Here is a 19,135-nt window from a genome sequence, read left to right as displayed (position 1 = left end):
ATCATTTGGTCACAGTTTAGCGATATACATATGCGAATTTTATGTAAATAAAAAAATACACCTAGAAAATATCTCTAGGTGTATCTTTACGTCTAGTAAACCTTAGCTTGTTCTTCTCCATCAAGTACTCTTATAGCACCTTGAGCTAGAGCAAGTAATTCATCTTCTCCAGGATAAACTGTAACTGGGGCTATCCATTCAACTTTTGCTTTAAGGTCTGGAACAAGTGTTGGTGAGTATGCAATTCCTCCGGTAAAAATAATTTGATCAACTTTACCTTCTAATACAACTGACATTTCTCCAATTGCTTTCGAAATTTGATAAACAAATGCTTTATATATTGATTCACATTCTTTATCTCCTTCTTCCATCTTATCAATAACACCTTTTACATCATTTGTGTTTAGATAACCAACAAATCCACCTTTTCCTACAACCTTGCCATATACTTCTGCTTCACTATATTTTCCACTAAAACACATTTTAACTAAATCACCAATTGGAACTGATCCAGCTCTTTCTGGTGAGAATGGGCCATCTCCATCTAATGCATTATTTACATCGACAACTTTCCCATGATTGTGAGCACCAACTGAAACGCCTCCACCCATATGTACAACTACAAGATTTAGGTTTTCATATCCTTGTCCACTTTCTTTTCCATATCTTTTAGCTACTGCTTTTTGATTTAAAGCGTGGAATTTACTTTTTCTTGGTAATTCTGGTACTCCAGATAGTCTTGCTACATCTGCTAACTCATCTGTAACAACTGGATCTACTATAAATGATGGAATATTTAATTCATCTCCAATTGACTTAGCAATTATTCCACCAAGGTTAGAAGCATGAGGTCCTTGAACTCCAACTTTTAAATCTTCAACCATTGCATCATTTACTGCATATGTTCCACCTTCAACTGGTCTAAGCATTCCACCTCTACCAACAATAGCACTTAAAGTCTTTATATCAAAATTCTTTTCTTTAAGAACATTTAATATAACTTCTTTTCTAAATTCGAATTGATCATATATTGTATCATATCTCTTTATTTCTTCATTTGTGTGTCTTAAAGTTTCTTCAAATAGTTCCTTTTCTCCTTCGTAAACACCAATCTTTGTTGATGTTGAACCTGGATTGATTATTAATAGCTTATATGACATTCTGAATCCCCCTTAAATTTAATGCATTCTATACAGTCATAATGCATAATTTTCGGAAGAAATTATTATAGAATCTAAAAGTGCATTGCAAATTCCATATAAATCTCTCCATTAATTATGCATTAATTATTATGGATCGATTTATTACTTATTTCTTGCTGCAACTAATGCTGCAAGAGCAATTGAATTAACTTTAGTTTCGAACGAATCTGCTCTTGAAGTTAAAATTACTGGTGCTGATGTACCTACTAAAAGTCCACCATTTCTTGATTTTGAGAAATATGTTAATGTCTTATACATTACATTTGCTGCTTCTATATTTGGTAATAATAATATATCAGCTTTACCTGCTACTGATCCTGTAACACCTTTATGATGAGCTGCTTCTTCTGATATTGCATTATCTAAGGCAAAAGGTCCATCAATTATGCATCCTTTAATTTGCCCCCTATCACTCATTTTAGCTAACAATGCAGCATCAACTGTTGATTGCATACTTGTATTTACAACTTCAACTGGGCATATAGGCGCTACTCTTGGAACATCTATTCCACATGCATGAGCAACTACAACTGCATTATTTATCATTCCAACTTTATCCTTAAATTCTGGGTATGTATTAAATGCTGCATCAGTTAAAAATAATAGTCTATCCCAACCTTCCACATCAAACACAGCTACATGGGACATTAATTTTCCTGTTCTAAGACCAACCTCTTTGTTTAATACGCTTCTTAGGAATGTTGCAGTATCAACTAGCCCCTTCATTAACATATCTGCATGACCACTTGAAACTAATTTTACCGCTTCTAATGTTGCTTTCTTTGGATCTTTAATATCCATTATTTCATAATCAGATAAATCCAAGTTTATTTTCTTTGCGATTTCATGAATCTGTTGTTTATCACCAACCAATATTGCTTGTGCGATGTTATTTTCTGTAGCTTCTTTTATAGCTTCTAATACTGGTTCATCTTGTGCTACAGCTACAGCCACTTTTTTTGTTGGAACTTCCTTTAATCTTGATAATAACTCATCAAAGTTTTTACTCATTTTTTGCACCTCTACTTTAATAATTTTTAACTTTTATTTATAATTAATTTAATTGTTTGTTAAATTTATATCAATCAATGCTATGAATATTTCTTTATACCCTATTGTAACAAAAAAATATTGGAAATGTTGAATTTTCAGAATATTATTTTTATTATCTTATTAATTTTATATATTTATTTTTATAATATTTCACAACATGAACGTAATATAATATATCTTCCTCATCTTCTGAAAAGATTATACTAATTCCATTCATGTTATTTATGATCTTATTTTGGTAAATCGAATTTTTCAATTATGTGTTCGGCAACCTTTATCCCGTCAACAGCCGCTGATATTATGCCACCTGCAAATCCTGCCCCTTCTCCAGTTGGATAAAGTCCGCATACATTTATACTTTCAAGCGAAGTATTTCTATTCAATCTAACTGGCGCTGATGTTCTTGTCTCAATTCCCGTTAAAATTGCATCTTCTCTTGCATACCCTTTTATCTTTTTATCAAAATTTATAATTCCTTCTTTAAGAGCTTCTACAACATAATCAGGTAGACATTCTTTTAATTCCCTGAATTCATACCCTGCAGTATAACTTGGGATTACCTCACCTAACTTAGTTGACACTCTATCCTTCATGAAGTCTCCTACTAATTGAACAGGTGCTTTATAATTTCCACCACCTAGCTTAAACGCTAAACTTTCGTAGTGCCTTTGAAATTCCATTCCTCTAAGCGGTGAACTTCCTTCAAAATCTTCTGGGGAGACAGTTACCACTAGTGCTGAATTCGCATTATCTAAATCTCTTGCATGATAACTCATACCATTAGACACAAGTCTTCCTTCTTCTGATGCTGCTGCAACCACTACTCCACCAGGGCACATACAAAATGAATATACACCTCTTTTTAGCTTTTCGCTTTGATATGTAAGTCTGTAATCTGCAGCATGTAATTTAGGATGATTATGATTGTTGCCATATTGGTTAACATTTATTAATTCTTGTGGATGTTCAATCCTTACCCCTATTGCAAATGCCTTTGCATCCATTGATACATTTTCTCTATATAACATCTCATATGTATCTCTTGAACTATGTCCTATAGCTAGCACTAAAGCCTCACATGTAATATTCTTTCCATTAACTACTATGCTCTCTAACTTTCCATCTTTATATGTTATTTTCTCTAACTTAGAATTAAAATTAACCTCGCCTCCAAGCCTCTTTATTTCTTCTCTGATATTCTTAACCACACCTTTTAAAAGATCTGTTCCAACATGGGCTTTGCTCTCATATTTAATTTCTGCCGGTGCCCCTGCCTTTATTAGTTCATCAAGGACAAATGAACACCTGTGATCTTTAATTCTTGTAGTTAATTTTCCATCAGAAAATGCGCCTGCTCCTCCTTCCCCAAATTGAACATTTGATTCTAAATTAAGACATCCATCCTTCCAAAACTTTTCCACAGTCTCAGTTCTTTTATCTACATCTTCCCCACGTTCATACACAATTGGTCTATATCCATACCTTGCTAATGTTAATGCTGCAAAAATTCCTGCTGGTCCAAATCCTACAACTACTGGTCTCGCTTTAATTTCTTCAGTACCACTTTTTATTGACTCAATTTCTCTAATTTCTTCAAAACTTATATCCTTATCATGTATTCTTGATAGTAACATTTTCTCTTTTTTACAAAATACATTGACACTAAAGCTTATTTTTATATCATTCTTTTTTCTTGCATCTATACTTCTCTTAATTATATCTAACCTACTAATATCTTCCTTTGATATATTTAGCTTTTTACATATTTTTTTCTCTAAAATATTTAAATCATCATCTAAACTTAAATTTATATTATTTATTCTTATAGCCACAGACTTCTCACCATATCCTTTCAACAAACAATCTATAATTATATATCTATTCAATCAAATTTCATATCTTATTTATTATTTCCCATCCTACCTTACTCCAAACTAATTCAAAGAAATTATATCATAAAAAATCACAGTATTAACAAATTAATTAATACTGTGATTTTATTATTATCCCTTCTTCTTTATTGTTACACTAACATTTCCAACATCTGATACTGTTACATTATTGGCATTAACAAGTGTTGCCTGAGGTGTATAATCAAAAGTCCCTTCTTCTTTTACATTAGCTAAATCTAGTATGACACTTATATTTTGTGAACTTATCTTATCTAATGCTTCTTGTGTACCTGATAATTTTACATTAGATACTAAACTTTGATTTGTAACCAAAAATACATCACTTAAATTCTTGTACTGAACATTGCATTCTATATTTTTAGTTGTATTCTCTTCCTTCTTTAATTTAAATTTAGCCTTAATTGATCCATCTCCATCACCTATCGAAATACCTTCTGGTAAGTTAAGTTTGACATCGACTTCACTATCAGGCTGCAATGATGACATATCCACAGCCTCTGTATCTATTGATTCCAACTTATTTAAAATCTGACTATCACCTAATACAGTTACATTATTTTTACTTAACTCATATCCATCTAAAACAAACCCTTGAGGTACATTTCCTGTAGTCTTTAAATTAACTGGCACGGTCTTCCCATTCGTAACAGTAATTGATAGCTTTGCAGTTTTTATATTAGATTCAATATTGCTAACTGCATTTCCAAATGAGTCTATAAATTGTATATTATAATCACCTTGCTTATTTTTATCTACATCCTTTTCTTCGCCAGTCAAAATAGCTTCAGTAACCTTATCTACAGAACTTTTACCCCCTGTTATTGTTACGGTCTTTGGATTTATGCTTTGCTCTTTTTCATAAATATTTTCTTTATACATTACTTTTACTTTTGAGCTTATCGTAAGTTCCTTTTGGGTCAATTCCTCTAGATTAACTTTTATACCCAACATCCCATTATTCTTTATAGTTATATTTTCAGGATAACTCATTATTTGGACTGGTATGGTATTTTCTCCTACTTTAAGTGCATAAGCCGACATATCAGCTACAATCTTAAAATCTTCTTTCTTCACCTTTAATATTTCACTTGATGGCCCCTCTAATTTTAAATCCACCGTAAATGGCTGTTTATTTACAATTGCGAATTTTGAATCTACTAGGGAATCCTCATTAGTTAATTCTACTGGTATTCCTTTTAATTCATAAGTCCTGAGTGGGTTCTCAACATTCGAGATATATAGCCACAGAACCACTGATAACAGTAAACAAATAATTTTAACAATTAACGTTCCGTTTTCACTTTTATCCATGACCTCACCTTCTCTCCCGCCGTTTTAACTCTTTTTTGGTTTCTATTTTCTACTACCTTAGTTAGTATAAGCTTTAATCTATCCTTATCATATCCCCTTGTAATTTTTCCGTTGATCGCTAGCGATACTACACCTGTTTCTTCAGATACGATTATAACTAGTGCATCAGAGACTTCTGATAAACCTATCGCTGCCCTATGCCTTGTTCCTAATTTCTTATTTATAGAATTATTACTAGTAAGCGGCAAAACGCATCCAGATGCTAAAATTCTATTATTTCTTATTATTGTTGCTCCATCATGTAGAGGAGTATTAACAACAAATATATTTTCCAAAAGATTCGAGGTGATTTTGGCATCTAATACTGTTCCTGCACCAATTAATTCATTCAAACCGGTACTTTGCTCCATTACAATTAGAGCTCCTGTTTTGCTTTCTGCTAAGTTTTGCACAGCAATTGTAATTTCATTAATCATAGTATTAAAATCTTCTCTATTATTAAGATAATGATCATCGAAAGCACTTCTTCCCAAATGTTCTAAAGCCCTTCTAATCTCTGGTTGAAAAATTATAACTACAGATAATACCCCGATGGTTAATGTCTTATTTAATATAAAATATAACATATCTAGTTTTAATAAATAACTGATTGGAATAAGTGCTATAATTAATACTATTCCCTTTAATAATTGTTCTGCCCTTGTTTCCTTTATTAGCATATATCCTTTATAAAATATATAGGATACTACTAGTATATCTAGTATGGACCATATAGATATATTAGAAAAGCTTTTTATTAACATTGTTAAAAGTTCTTGCAAATTTCTCACCTCTTTTTCTCTCACAATAAAATTATACAACAAATACTATGTTATTAGATATAAAGAGAATTATTATTTTCTTACTTTTTAATTATTTTTATAGTAATTTTTTATTACTATTAATTAATTATAGTTTATATCGTTATAAAATCCTATAAATGATTATACGAATAAATAGTGTATATAATTACTTTCTTTGGCAATAATATTATTTGTTGCATTATACCGAAGGAGGTTTTTTATGAAAAAGACATATAGTATTTTTGTAACTGCGTTAATACTATATCTTTCCGTTATTAATATGAATCCAGCATTTGCGTCTAATTTAGCTGGATCTCATAGTGAAATTAAGACTACTTATGAAAATCCAAAAATGAAAGTAAACTACTTAAGTGCTAATATAAACAATTCTCAGTCTGATGAGAAAAACAACGAAGTTTTAGAAGTTTTCAAACATGATACTCAACAATTATATATAACGGGTGAAGATATAGATCTAATGGCAAAACTTGTATCTGCTGAAAGTGGTGGTGAACCATATGCTGGAAAGGTTGCTGTAGCTTCTGTAGTATTAAATCGTACTATTGATCCTCATTTTCCAAATACTATTAGAGAAGTTATATTCCAAAAAAATGCCTTTTCATGCGTTAAGAATGGTAAAATAACTGCTAATCCAGATCAAGATTGCTATAATGCAGTATACGATGCGATTAGGGGCGCTGATCCAACAAATGATGCCTTATTTTTCTATAATCCGGCTACCGCAACATGTCATTGGATGAAAGAAACACAAAAAGTGAACGAAAAAATTATAGGGCATCACACTTTTTTCAAAGTAAAAGTGTAGCCTCTATATATTAATTTAAAAATAATGGGTTATATCAAATAAAAATGATATAACCCATCTCTTATTACAATTACTTTTCAAAAAATCCTTTTACAATTACTTCTCCATTCTCCATCATTTTCTTTCCATTTGCAAAAACCATCTCTATATCTAAAGATTTTTCGTCAACTATCACTAAATCTGCATCTTTTCCTGACTCAATTGTGCCTTTATTGTTAAATTTCATGATTGATGCAACATTTGATGTTACTACTTTAATAGCGTCTTCAATTGGCACATTTTGTTCATTAATTGCATATTTAATTTCCCTGTATAATGTTGAAACTGAGCAAATTTCATATCCTTCTAGCTTTCCATCTTTATCGAATTTCTCCATACTTCCATTTCCATCTGAAGTGAAAGTTATATGGTCTATAGGTAATTTTTCATCTAAGTATTTTTTTAATCCTTCACCAGCTCTAAGTTCGCCTTCTCCTAAATTCTCTAGGTCGCAGCTGGTTGTTAAGTCAATGAAACCACCTTTTCTAACATACTCTAAGCCTTCCTTAAATAGCTTACCGTTTCTATTGATATGAGTCGGTAATAACTGAGTCTCAGGAATTTCCGTCTTATCTAGCAATTCAAATAAATAATTTAATTTCCTGTTTCCTTCACCTAAATGTATGTTAACAATTCCACACTTATTTGATAGAAGACCTCCAACTCTACTTTCTGCTACTGCATTTGCAAATACTTCAAAGGTTTGCTGAGAACTTCTATGATCTGAAATAGCTATTTCCCCTATTCCAATTATTTCTTCAATTAACATTAAATCGCTTTTAATTGAGTCTGTTACAGTCTTAACAGGCAACTCATATGAACCAGTAAAACAGTATGCAGACATGCCATCTTGTTTTAGTGCTTTCGCCTTTGCTATCAATGATTTCATGCTTCTGCATGTTCCATCTGTTCCTATACATCCTACAACTGTGGTTATTCCCGCCTTAACCAAGCTAGATAATGGCATTTCAGGAGTTCTTGTATTATATCCACCTTCGCCTCCAGCACCTATAATGTGAACATGACCGTCTATAAGCCCTGGAAAAAGTAATTTATTTCTTCCATCAATAACCTCAACATCTATCGGAGCAATTTTAATATTAAGATTTTCATATATCCCTTCTATTTTGCCCCCGGCTATCACAACATCTTTTATTCCAAGGTGCTTAGGTGCATACACGTTACATCCTTTAATTATTGAAATCATATTCTCACCTATCCTTTATTTTAAATAAATACTCTAAATCATCACATCTAATAATAAAATGCCGATTATGTGATTATCTTTTCCTAATAGATATATTAATATGACAGTAATTTGCTTTTAAATTAAGAAGAATAAGTAATTTCTAATTTGAAACTTATTTCTTATTCATTAATTATATTTTTTATATTATTATTAGCATACATTGAATCTGGATAATTATTTATTAGTATATTTGCATACTGCTTACTCTTATCCTTATTTATAGAACTGTTTAATAATGCTAGATCATATAGTGTTTCCTCTACATATACACCATTAGGATACTGACTATAATATTCCTCATATTGCTTTATAGCTGCAGAGTTGTCAGATAGCTTTGAAGAGCTGCTTGCTCTATAAAATAATATATGTTCTTTTAAACTATTCCCTTCACAGTATGCATACGCTTTATCTAAAAAAACTTTAGCATCTGAATATTTATTTTCATTAAAACTCTTTAATCCATTTTCATAAAAGCTTGAAACCCCTTGATCTTTTATTAAATCAACAGCTTGCTTATATACTTCTTGATCATCACTATTTATAGATTCCTGTTTAATATCCTTTATTTGTTCATATATACCATCTAAATCATTGTTATTTATTAATGCTATCATCTTATCTTTATTAAAGTTAATATTATTATGTTCATCTTTTACTTCTTCTTTTAATGTCTCTGGAGCAGATTCTGTATTATCCTTTACCTCATATGTATCAGCTTCTTTATTAATATCACTTTCATCTTTCGTTGTTTCTTCAACGGTATTATTTAAACTTTTATATTTTGATATAACTGTATATCCACCCACTACAATAGCAGCCACTATAACCATAATTATTATTCCAATTAAACCCTTTGATGAGCTTCTTTCTTCTATAAATGTTCCACTGTCTTTCAATTCCTTCTCAATATTTTTCGCTGTAATTGCATTTTTATCGACATTTAGTGCTTTCTCTGCATATTCTCTTGCTCTGTAGAAATCACCTTTCTTCTGATAGCACATAGCAATTCCAGTATTCACCTTAATAGAATTAAAATCACTTTCTGCACATCTCATAAATATATTTAATGCTTTATCGATCTTTAACTGCTTTAATGCCTGTTCACCCTGCCTATATAACTCTAATCTCTTTCTATCTAAAATTGAATCATTTATGTAACTTTTTGAACTACTATCATTATTTAAATCACTATTCATTTTCCATGCTGTAACTGCTTCGTCTAAATTACCCTTTTGATATAATAAAAGCCCTTTAAAGTTTAATACATTTGGGTTATCCAACCCTTCTAATAATATATCTTCACATATTTCTAAAGCTTTATCTATTTGTCCCATCTCATAGTAACTCATAGCTTTATCATGAGCCCTTTTAACCTTCTTATTCATAAAATTCCCCTTTGTAATTCTTAATGCAATATGTTTTACTAGTTCATAATATCTATTATATCGCACTCAATTATAATAATTAAATATAAAAATTAAAGCTACCTCAATTAATTTTGAGATAGCCTTAATTACATAAACGATATATTATATATTATTCTTGTTCTAACATTATTTTTTTAGCATTTAAGATTGATGTAGCACTCATTGAGAATTCATCTAATCCATATTCAACTAATGTTGGGATAGCTGCTTCATCTCCAGCCATTTCTCCACACATTCCAACCCACTTACCGTGTTTATGAGCTCCATCAATAGTCATCTTTATTAATCTTAATACTGCTGGATGCATTGGATTATAAAGATATGAAACTTTTTCGCTCATTCTATCAGCTGCTAATGTGTATTGAATTAAGTCATTAGTTCCTATTGAGAAGAAATCAACATGCTTAGCTAATTCATCTGCATAAACTGCTGCTGCTGGAATTTCAACCATTATACCCCATTGGATCTTTTCTGAATATTCTTTTCCTTCAGCCTTTAATTCTGCTTTACATTCTTCAACAACTTCTTTTGCTTGCTCAAATTCTTCTAACCCAGAAATCATTGGGAACATAACTGCAAGATTTCCATATATAGAAGCTCTAAGTAATGCTCTTAACTGAACTTTAAATATGTCTTTTCTGTCTAAACAAAGTCTTATTGCTCTATATCCTAAGAATGGATTCATTTCTTCTGGTAATGGTAAATATGGAAGCGTTTTATCTCCTCCGATATCTAAAGTTCTTATAACAACTTGTTTACCTTCCATTTTTTCAAGAACGAATTTATATGATTCATATTGTTCATCTTCTGTTGGAGCACTATCTCTATCCATATATAAGAACTCTGTTCTGAATAATCCTACACCGTCTCCACCATTTGCTAAAACACCTAGTACATCCTCTGGTTTACCAATGTTTCCGCAAACTTCTATTCTTCTACCTGATTTAGTAGTTGTTTTAACATCTATTAATTTCTTTAATTCTTCTTGTTCTGCTTGGAATTTTGCTTTTTTCTCTCTATATTCTGCTAAAACTTCTTCTGATGGATTTATAATAACATCTCCTGTTATTCCATCAACTATAACTGCATCTCCTGTTTTAACAGCTGTAGTTATATCACCTAATCCAAGTACTGCTGGAATTTCTAAAGTTCTAGCCATTATAGCTGCATGTGAAGTTCTTCCACCTATATTAGTTATAAATCCAACAACCTTAGTTCTATCTAATCCTGCTGTATCAGATGGAGTTAAATCGTGAGCTACAACTACTGTGTTTTCTTCAGTAATTGCAAAAGAATCTCCGCCCTTACCTGCAAAATTTGATAATATTCTCTTAGATACATCTTTAATATCAGCAGCTCTTTCTCTCATATATTCATTATCCATAGATTCAAATATAGCAACAAAAGTATTAGCAACACTCTCAATAGCCTTTAATCCATTTATACTATTGTTTTCAATTTCCATCATCATTGCTCCAGTAAATTCTGGGTCATCTAATAATGTAATGTGTGCTTCAAATACAGCTGCCTTCTCTGCACCCATTTCTTTTTCTGCCTTATCCTTAATAGCTTCTAATTGTACTTTAGAATCATCTAATGCTTTTTGCATTTTTGCTTTTTCTGCATCTATATCTGCAATTTTACTGTCATTTATAATGATTTCCTCATGCTCTTGTAAAAATACTTTTCCTATTGCATATCCTTTAGAAGCAGCAATACCTTTTTTCATAATATGGAACTCCTCCTTGATTGTAAATTTCATTTATTAAGTAAGTATTTCTTACATTAATTCGTGTATTTGCAAGTTTTATTTTAAGTATAAACCTTTTCTATTATAACATAATTCACAAAAAAATTAACTTAAATTTAATCGTTTTTTATGATTTTTACTAAAAAAAGTATTCCCTCATTTATCTATTACTACTTATTTCCTATTATTTTCTATATTTTATAAATCTATTTATAAATCATCAATTAAAGTTGTCACTTTTGCATACGCTGTAGACCTTGCTTCAAAGAAATCAGTTTTAACAGAATTTGCATTTGATAGAGTATCTACCCATGAAGCTGGGTTCTTATCTTGTTCTTTGAATAATGGAGATAAATTTATTTCTTTCAACCTTTTATTTCCTAAATATTTAATATAATTTTCAATTAGTTGCTTATTTATTCCTTGTATCTTATCTCCTATAACATAATGTCCCCATAAAATTTCTTGTTCTACACCAATCTTCATCATATTTCTTAATTCATTTTTTACCTCTTCAGTAAATAACTCTGGATTTTCATTTTGTAGCTCTTTTATAATATTTCTAAAAAGCCAAAGATGAGTATTTTCATCCCTATTTATATACCTAATTTCTTGTGCTGATCCTGGCATCTTACCATTTCTCTCCAGGTTATAGAAGAACATAAATCCAGAATAAAAATATATACCTTCTAATATGTAATTAGCCATAAGTGTTCTTAATAAATTGTATTCCGTTGGATTCTCTATAAATTCATTGTATAAGTCTCCTATGAATTTATTTCTTTTTAAGAGTATCTCATCATCTTTCCATTGATATAATATTTCATTCCTTTTTTCAGGAGAACATATGCTATCAAGCATGTAGCTATAGCTTTGCGAATGTACTGCTTCTTGAAAACTTTGAATTGTTAAACAAAGATTTATCTCACTTGCTGTAATATAATTATTTATATTACTTAAGTTTGCTGTTTGTATAGAATCTAGAAATATTAAAAATGACAATATCTTATCATATGCAATTCTTTCTTCTTCTAATAGGTTTTGATAATCCTTTAAATCTTGTGAAAGATTTACTTCCTCCGGTATCCAGAAATTATTCATTCCTTGCCTATACCAGTCTGAGACCCAGCTATATTTCATATTATTAAAATCATTTAAGTTTGTAGTATTCCCGTTTATAATTCTCTTTTTACTGATTTCTCTATCTCCCAATTCATTAAAAAGAGGTTTTTTATTTATAGTCATATCTGCACTCCTATTCTCTAAGTACTATATAGCTAACGTATGTTAGTTATATAGCAATTAATTCTAAACATTTTATATCTTAACAAATCATAATTATTCATATATTTTATTTTTCATAAGTTCAAATAACCAAGTAATATCAAAGAACTTAATTAGCTTGAGAACCCAAATATAAAATTTGAGTTCTCGTTTATCAATCTCACTATGTATAAACCCTACTGCCAACTATTTATCCATAGATTACAAAGTACTCTTACGCTGAACAAGTTTCACATTCTGTCACTTCTAATGATTTTGATCTGACATAATATATAGATTTAACGCCACATTTACATGCCTCTATATATAAGTTCATTATTTGCCTCATTGTATAGCTACTCGTTATATAAAGATTAAAGGATTGACCTTGATCTATATGCCTCTGACGTATTCCGTTCATTTTAACACACCACATTTGTTCTATATTATAAGCCGAATTATAATACCAATAATTATCTTCTGAGAGATTTGGTGCAGTCTTAGGAATTATACTTCCCTTTTTCTCTTCTAAATAGAATCTTGCCATAATAGGATCAATTCCTTCTGTTGTTCCTGCAATTGTTGCCGTCGAACCATTTGGTGCTACTGCAATTAAATATCCATTTCTAGTTCCAAATTCATGAACTAGCTCCTTTAGTTCATTCCATTTAAAGCTATTGTAGTTTCTTAGTTTAAAATACTCTCCAGTATCCCAATCAGATCCCTTAAACAATTCATAGCATCCTTTTTCTTTTGATATGTTCATACTGGCTTTTATAGCATAGTAGTTTATCTTCTCATAAACTTTATCCACAAAACTTTTATGTTCTTCTTCCGTCCAATGTATCTTATTGTTAACAAGCATATGATGATACCCACTAGTCCCAAGACCTATCGCCCTATACTTTTTGTTTGTAATCTCAGCAAAAGGAACTGAATAATAGTTTAAGTCAATTACATTATCCATTGCTCTAATCTGAGTTTCAACAACATATTCCACCTCTTCATCATTACATACATCTATATTTCCAAGTACTACTGATGAAAGATTACATACAACAAAATCTCCTGGTATTATTTTCTCAACCACAGCATATTCATCTTTATCATTAATAATTTGACTCTTTTGTATCTTCATCGGACTCATATTCTGCATGATTTCAGTACATAAATTTGATGAATATATCATTCCTTTATGCTTATTCGGATTCATTTTATTTGTCATATCTCTATAAAATGCGAATGGTGCTCCAGTTTCAACCGCACTCTTTATGATTAATCTCACTAAATCTTTTACTGACATTACTCTTTTCTCTATTCGCTCATCACTTACACATTCATAATACTTTTCTTCCCATTGCTCTCCATAAAAGTCTTCTAATGCATATCCTTTAATGGTCTTAATCTCATGTGGACACATCATATACCAATTAGCATCTATATCATTTTCAGCAAGCCTCCAAAATAAATCGGGGTAGCATATGCCTGGAAATACATCATGTGCCTTTTTTCTATCATCCCCATTATTAGTCCTTATTTGAAGAAACTCAGGAATATCCTTATGCCATGCATCTAACCATATTGCCACCGAGCCATTTCTCACACCTAACTGATCTACAGCTATTGCTGTATCATTAAATAATTTAACCCACGGTATTACCCCTCCAGATGCTCCCTTAAATCCTCTTATTGGTGAACCTAATGCTCTAATTTTCCCCATATATATGCCCATTCCACCGCCAAATTTAGATACTTTAGCAAAATTATCAAGCGATTTATAGATTCCCTCTAAACTATCTTCCACTGAATCTATAAAGCATGAACTTAATTGATAAAATGGCTTTCGTGCATTAGACATTGTTGGAGTCGCCATAGTGGCTTTTAACGAACTAAGTACATCATAAAATCTCTTTGCCCAATATACTCTATTTTCTTCTTTCTCTGGAATTGCAAGATGCATAGCTATTCCCATAAACATTTGCTGAGGAAGCTCTATAGGGCTTCTATTATAATCTTGAACTAAGTATCTGCTTGCTAAAAGATTGATTCCACTATAATTAAATAGAAAATCCCTTTCCGGCTTTATATCCTTCTCCAGTTCTAAAATATCATCTCTTGAGTAATTCTTCAAAATATATTCTCCATAAAGACCTCTTTCAGTTAGAGATTCAATAAATTCGTAATAATTCTGGTATAAATTCTTATCCTCCTCTAAATTTCTAGAACTTCTAACTCTATCATAAAGTTCATATGTATACGCTCTAGCTGCTACATATTGCCAATTAGGCTCCATATCTGTAGTTAATTCCAGCGCTACTTGTATCAATGAATTTCTTATTTCTCTTTTATTCATATCTTTTCTTATAATTGGATTTAAAGCATCTAATAGTTTATCTTCTGTATAAAGTCCCTCATTATCTTTAATTGCATTAATAGCATCTTTGCATAATTCACTCAAAAGCGACATTCAATTATCTCTCCCTACTACATATTGTGTTTTTTGTATGTAATTTAATTTTTCTATACAACATATCGTATATTATAATTGTTAGCATGATAATTGTAAAACCTTAAAATTTATAGATATATATGAAAAAAGTAGCTAATCTTTAGTTTTCTATAGATTAACTACCTAATTGATAAAATTTATTTATTAATATTTTTTATCCCTTATTTATTGGAAGCATAAGATAAATTTTAAACATATCTCCTTCTTTTTTTATTTTAACTTCTCCACCATGAAGTTCAACTATACTCTTTGTGATTGCTAGACCTAATCCAGAACCTTCTACTTTAGAATTTCTAGACTTATCTCCTCTTGCAAATCTTTCAAACATTTCGTCTTCATTAAAATCCATTTCGTAATTAGCAATATTTTTCACGCCGACATTAACAAAATCACCATCTATTTTTACATTAATATAAACCCTAGTATTGCTCATTGAATACTTTAGTGAATTAATTATTATATTTTCTAAGGCTCTTGACATCATCTTTCCATCAAGTTCCATATATACAGCATCTTCTTCACTTGTTACTTTAAAGGAAATATTTTTTTCCTCATATAAAGTACTATATTCACCTATCCCTTGATGTATTAATGATAGTATGTCTATTAACTCTCTATTTAACTTAATTTTCCCACTATTGATTTTTGACATTTCAAATAAATCTTCAATTAAAACTTTTAATTTTAGTGACTTTCTTTCCAATATTAATAAGTATTCTTCTCTTTCTTCCTCTGTTATATCACTATTCTTTAGTATGTTAACATAATTTATAATTGATGTTAGCGGCGTCTTTAAGTCATGCGATACATTCGATATTAATTCTGTTTTCAGTTTCTCATTGTGAACACCATTTTCTAATATTTCCTTATATCCCGCTTTTATTAAGTTAATATTTTTTGCAAGCTCTTTTATCGCAGGCGATCCATCCAATTTAATATCATCTTGCAAATTTCCTTCACTAACTCTTCTAAGTGCATCATTTACCACTATTATGTCTAGAGTCTTCTTTAATGCATACATCATAGTGAAAAATAATATTATAATAACAAATACACTTCCTTTAAATGGATACGTTTGGAAGAACTTCACAAATATATTATTTTCATATCCTCCAGTAGCAAGAAAATATAAATATGCAATTAATAATATCAATGCTAATGCAATCGATATTATTAATTTGCTCCTTGTTTCTTTATAATGAAACCCATTTTTAATTACAAAAATCACATTATTAACAAAATCAGATTGTATTCTAGGTGAATTTTGATTCTTTTTCAATATGAAAATAATCTTTGTAATAAACGCCACATATATAACAGCTAAGAAAATTAGTCCTCTTAAATCACTTTTAATTCTATTAACTGCTAAACTGTGTTGTGACCTATTAATTTGTATATAATCACCCAATATTGAAAGTAAAAATAATGTTATCAATGCTACAATTATTATATCAACTAAATAAATGCTACTAAAATATAGGTTAATCTTCCTTTTCAATCTTGTATCCAATCCCCCACACCACCTTGATATATTCAGGCTCTTTTGTGTTTATTTCAATTTTTTCTCTTATTCTCCTAATATGTACGGTTACTGTATTTTCACTTTTGTAAAATATTTCTTCCCACACGTTTTCGTATATCTCTTTAATAGAAAATACTTTTCCTAAGTTTGATGCTAGCAAATATAATATTTTGTATTCTGTAGCTGTTACCTTAACATCTTCTCCTCGCAAAGTAATCTTTTTTGCAACAGTATCTATTACCAAATCTTTAACTTTAATTATATCCTTACCCTCTTCCACATTTAGCGGTTTCTCATATCTTCTTAATTGAGATTTAACTCTTGCTACCAATTCTAAGTGGTTAAATGGTTTAGTTATATAATCATCCGCTCCTACATTTAATCCTAATATTTTATCTGAATCTTCGCCCTTTGCAGATAACATTATTATAGGTAAGTTTTGACTTTCTCTTATCTTTAAACAAGTACGTATCCCATCAAATCTAGGCATCATTATATCTAGTATAATTAAATGTATCTTTTCTTTTTCAAGAATATCTAAAGCTTCCAATCCATCCTCAGCCTTAAATACTTTTAAATTTTCGCCTCTTAAATATATTTCAATTGCATCTCGTATTTCCTTTTCGTCATCAACTACTAATACATTGAACATACAAATTCCTCCTAAAGTCCACGTCTTACATAATATTGTTTTATAATGAACTTATCTTCTAATATTAAATTAATTATACACTGCTTTTTGAAATTCTTCTGAATTTTTAACTGGATCAAAATCATGCTCTTCTTTTGCTATATCCTTTATTGATTCATCCATTTGTATTGCTTTATTCAAATATAGCATTGTATTTTTTATATCTCCTCTTCTTCCATAAATAGATGCTATACCATAATAACTCCATTCATAATCTTCAACATCTAAAGCCTTATTATACCATTCAAGTGCGTCATCCATTTTTCCATATAACTCATATGTAAGTGCTTTATTAAACCTTGCATATCCATAATTATTGTCAATACTTAATGCCTTATCTATATCATCTATACCACTATTAAAATCTCCATTATAAGATTTCGCAATTCCTCTTATATTATATCCCATTGCATTACTTGGAAATTCATTTATAAGCAAATCTGCTTTGCTAATTGACTCAGTGTACTTATGTGAAAAAAATAAATTATATGCTTCGCCGTATAATTCATTTTCCCTCGCCGAATAACTAGACTTTTCATTTGTTTTATCATTAACAGCCTTTTTAGAATCATTCTTCATATCTATACTTTCTAGTTCTTTATTGGCTACATTATTATCTGATTGTTGCTTTCCCTCTGGCATTATTATCTCATTTTCTTCTTTATATTTGCTATCCTTGCTATTTCTATTTTCTATAAATTCATGAGCTATTATCCCCAATGCTATCAACACTAGCACAAATAATAGTATTCTTTTATTTTTCTCTTTTCCTGGTAACTTAATTCTGCCCATATATTTCTCCTTTTAATACGGCTTAATATATAACTTCAATTTATTTTACCGAATCCAAATATTCTCTTTGACCAATTTCATACAGGTTATTTCCTTGAGCATCGATAATAACAACTAGAGGAATATCCTTAACCTCCATTTTTCTTATAGCTTCAGCTCCTAAATCTTCATAAGCGATTATTTCAGACTTAATAATACTTTTTCCTATTAATGCGGCCGCTCCTCCAATTGCTCCAAAGTATACTGCCTCATTCCTTTTGATTGAACTAATTACTTCATCGTTTCTTGCACCTTTACCTATCATTCCTTTTAGTCCAATGTCCATTAATTTAGGTGCATAAGCATCCATTCTATAGCTAGTTGTTGGACCAGCAGATCCTATAACAGTACCCGGCTTAGCTGGTGATGGTCCAACATAGTATATAACCTGATCTTTTATATTAAAAGGCAGTTCCTTCCCTTCATCAAGTAATTCTATTAATCTTTTATGTGCGGCATCTCTAGCAGAATATATTATCCCACTTAACAAAATACTATCTCCTGCTTTTAATTGTCGTATCTTTTCTTCATTAAGAGGTGTCTCTAATTTAATTTCCATACCTTTTCTCCAATCATACATATAATTTCAATTTTTATTTCTAATACATTCTTACTAATTAGACTTCCAATAAAATATATAACTCTAAAAAGTTTAATTCATCACAGCTTCATCTTATAGATTTCCCAAACAAGAACTTGACATATAC

Annotated in this window: 15 protein-coding genes; 1 reads left to right on the top strand and 14 read right to left on the bottom strand. The window is 30.3% G+C overall.

Annotation, left to right across the window (positions count from 1 at the left end; all coding sequences use genetic code 11):
* Positions 1–92: 92 nt before the first annotated feature.
* The 5 genes from buk to cdaA form a co-directional block, all read right to left on the bottom strand.
* Positions 93–1,160, bottom strand: a complete 1,068-nt coding sequence (buk, locus tag PZA12_RS01185) for a butyrate kinase (RefSeq protein WP_039772701.1) — start codon at positions 1,158–1,160, stop codon at positions 93–95.
* Positions 1,161–1,304: 144 nt separating this feature from the next.
* A complete protein-coding gene (gene ptb, locus PZA12_RS01180; RefSeq protein ID WP_270562869.1) occupies positions 1,305–2,222 on the bottom strand; it encodes a phosphate butyryltransferase in 918 nt (305 codons plus the stop codon).
* Between the two features lie 263 nt (positions 2,223–2,485).
* Positions 2,486–4,087, bottom strand: coding sequence for an NAD(P)/FAD-dependent oxidoreductase (locus tag PZA12_RS01175; protein WP_077842545.1), 1,602 nt, complete (start codon positions 4,085–4,087; stop codon positions 2,486–2,488).
* Between the two features lie 171 nt (positions 4,088–4,258).
* The gene (locus PZA12_RS01170) at positions 4,259–5,479 is read right to left on the bottom strand and encodes a CdaR family protein (protein ID WP_078116898.1); all 1,221 of its coding nucleotides are present in this window, start codon (positions 5,477–5,479) and stop codon (positions 4,259–4,261) included.
* Complete coding sequence (gene cdaA, locus PZA12_RS01165; protein ID WP_011967552.1) at positions 5,452–6,300, bottom strand: diadenylate cyclase CdaA; 849 nt, start codon at positions 6,298–6,300, stop codon at positions 5,452–5,454. The genes PZA12_RS01170 and cdaA overlap by 28 nt, the downstream gene beginning before the upstream one ends.
* A 241-nt stretch (positions 6,301–6,541) precedes the next feature.
* On the opposite strand from cdaA, the gene PZA12_RS01160 reads away from it, so the two are divergent.
* Positions 6,542–7,147 (top strand): cell wall hydrolase, encoded by a 606-nt coding sequence (locus PZA12_RS01160; protein WP_077842547.1) that lies wholly within the window; start codon positions 6,542–6,544, stop codon positions 7,145–7,147.
* Between the two features lie 70 nt (positions 7,148–7,217).
* On the opposite strand, the gene iadA is transcribed toward PZA12_RS01160, so the two are convergent.
* The 9 genes from iadA to PZA12_RS01115 all read right to left on the bottom strand — a co-directional run bounded on the left by iadA (position 7,218) and on the right by PZA12_RS01115 (position 18,987).
* On the bottom strand, positions 7,218–8,393 hold the full coding sequence (gene iadA, locus PZA12_RS01155; RefSeq protein ID WP_078116897.1) for a beta-aspartyl-peptidase: 1,176 nt from the start codon (positions 8,391–8,393) through the stop codon (positions 7,218–7,220).
* 161 nt (positions 8,394–8,554) lie between these two features.
* Positions 8,555–9,820, bottom strand: a complete 1,266-nt coding sequence (locus PZA12_RS01150; RefSeq protein WP_078116896.1) for a tetratricopeptide repeat protein — start codon at positions 9,818–9,820, stop codon at positions 8,555–8,557.
* A 151-nt stretch (positions 9,821–9,971) separates the two neighbouring features.
* Positions 9,972–11,591, bottom strand: a complete 1,620-nt coding sequence (gene ptsP / locus PZA12_RS01145) for a phosphoenolpyruvate--protein phosphotransferase (protein WP_017209683.1) — start codon at positions 11,589–11,591, stop codon at positions 9,972–9,974.
* A gap of 231 nt (positions 11,592–11,822) precedes the next feature.
* A complete protein-coding gene (locus tag PZA12_RS01140) occupies positions 11,823–12,857 on the bottom strand; it encodes a ribonucleotide-diphosphate reductase subunit beta (protein WP_039772711.1) in 1,035 nt (344 codons plus the stop codon).
* A 253-nt stretch (positions 12,858–13,110) separates the two neighbouring features.
* Positions 13,111–15,342 (bottom strand): ribonucleoside-diphosphate reductase subunit alpha, encoded by a 2,232-nt coding sequence (locus PZA12_RS01135; RefSeq protein WP_078116895.1) that lies wholly within the window; start codon positions 15,340–15,342, stop codon positions 13,111–13,113.
* 196 nt (positions 15,343–15,538) lie between these two features.
* The gene (locus PZA12_RS01130) at positions 15,539–16,894 is read right to left on the bottom strand and encodes a sensor histidine kinase (RefSeq protein WP_078116894.1); all 1,356 of its coding nucleotides are present in this window, start codon (positions 16,892–16,894) and stop codon (positions 15,539–15,541) included.
* Positions 16,866–17,558 carry a response regulator transcription factor gene (locus PZA12_RS01125; protein WP_023974808.1) on the bottom strand — a complete coding sequence of 231 codons (693 nt, stop codon included), beginning with the start codon at positions 17,556–17,558 and terminating at the stop codon, positions 16,866–16,868. The genes PZA12_RS01130 and PZA12_RS01125 overlap by 29 nt, the downstream gene beginning before the upstream one ends.
* 69 nt (positions 17,559–17,627) lie before the next feature.
* Positions 17,628–18,389 carry a tetratricopeptide repeat protein gene (locus PZA12_RS01120; protein WP_078116893.1) on the bottom strand — a complete coding sequence of 254 codons (762 nt, stop codon included), beginning with the start codon at positions 18,387–18,389 and terminating at the stop codon, positions 17,628–17,630.
* Positions 18,390–18,429: 40 nt separating this feature from the next.
* Positions 18,430–18,987: a Fe-S-containing hydro-lyase gene (locus tag PZA12_RS01115; RefSeq protein ID WP_078116892.1), complete on the bottom strand. Its 558-nt coding sequence runs from the start codon at positions 18,985–18,987 to the stop codon at positions 18,430–18,432.
* Positions 18,988–19,135 lie beyond the last annotated feature (148 nt).

This window comes from Clostridium beijerinckii, assembly GCF_036699995.1.
Taxonomy (GTDB): Bacteria; Bacillota; Clostridia; order Clostridiales; family Clostridiaceae; genus Clostridium; species Clostridium helianthi.
The sequence above is the reverse complement of the archived record's forward strand: the minus strand, read 5'-3'. Positions and strand labels throughout refer to the sequence as shown.

Bases quoted from the DNA above. Each gene is read 5' to 3' on its own strand.
- buk (WP_039772701.1), bottom strand. From the start codon at position 1,160: ATGTCATATAAGCTATTAATAATCAATCCAGGTTCAACATCAACAAAG.
- PZA12_RS01170 (WP_078116898.1), bottom strand. From the start codon at position 5,479: ATGGATAAAAGTGAAAACGGAACGTTAATTGTTAAAATTATTTGTTTA.
- PZA12_RS01160 (WP_077842547.1), top strand. From the start codon at position 6,542: ATGAAAAAGACATATAGTATTTTTGTAACTGCGTTAATACTATATCTT.
- iadA (WP_078116897.1), bottom strand. From the start codon at position 8,393: ATGATTTCAATAATTAAAGGATGTAACGTGTATGCACCTAAGCACCTT.
- PZA12_RS01150 (WP_078116896.1), bottom strand. From the start codon at position 9,820: ATGAATAAGAAGGTTAAAAGGGCTCATGATAAAGCTATGAGTTACTAT.
- ptsP (WP_017209683.1), bottom strand. From the start codon at position 11,591: ATGAAAAAAGGTATTGCTGCTTCTAAAGGATATGCAATAGGAAAAGTA.
- PZA12_RS01140 (WP_039772711.1), bottom strand. From the start codon at position 12,857: ATGACTATAAATAAAAAACCTCTTTTTAATGAATTGGGAGATAGAGAA.
- PZA12_RS01135 (WP_078116895.1), bottom strand. From the start codon at position 15,342: ATGTCGCTTTTGAGTGAATTATGCAAAGATGCTATTAATGCAATTAAA.
- PZA12_RS01125 (WP_023974808.1), bottom strand. From the start codon at position 17,558: ATGTTCAATGTATTAGTAGTTGATGACGAAAAGGAAATACGAGATGCA.
- PZA12_RS01120 (WP_078116893.1), bottom strand. From the start codon at position 18,389: ATGGGCAGAATTAAGTTACCAGGAAAAGAGAAAAATAAAAGAATACTA.
- PZA12_RS01115 (WP_078116892.1), bottom strand. From the start codon at position 18,987: ATGGAAATTAAATTAGAGACACCTCTTAATGAAGAAAAGATACGACAA.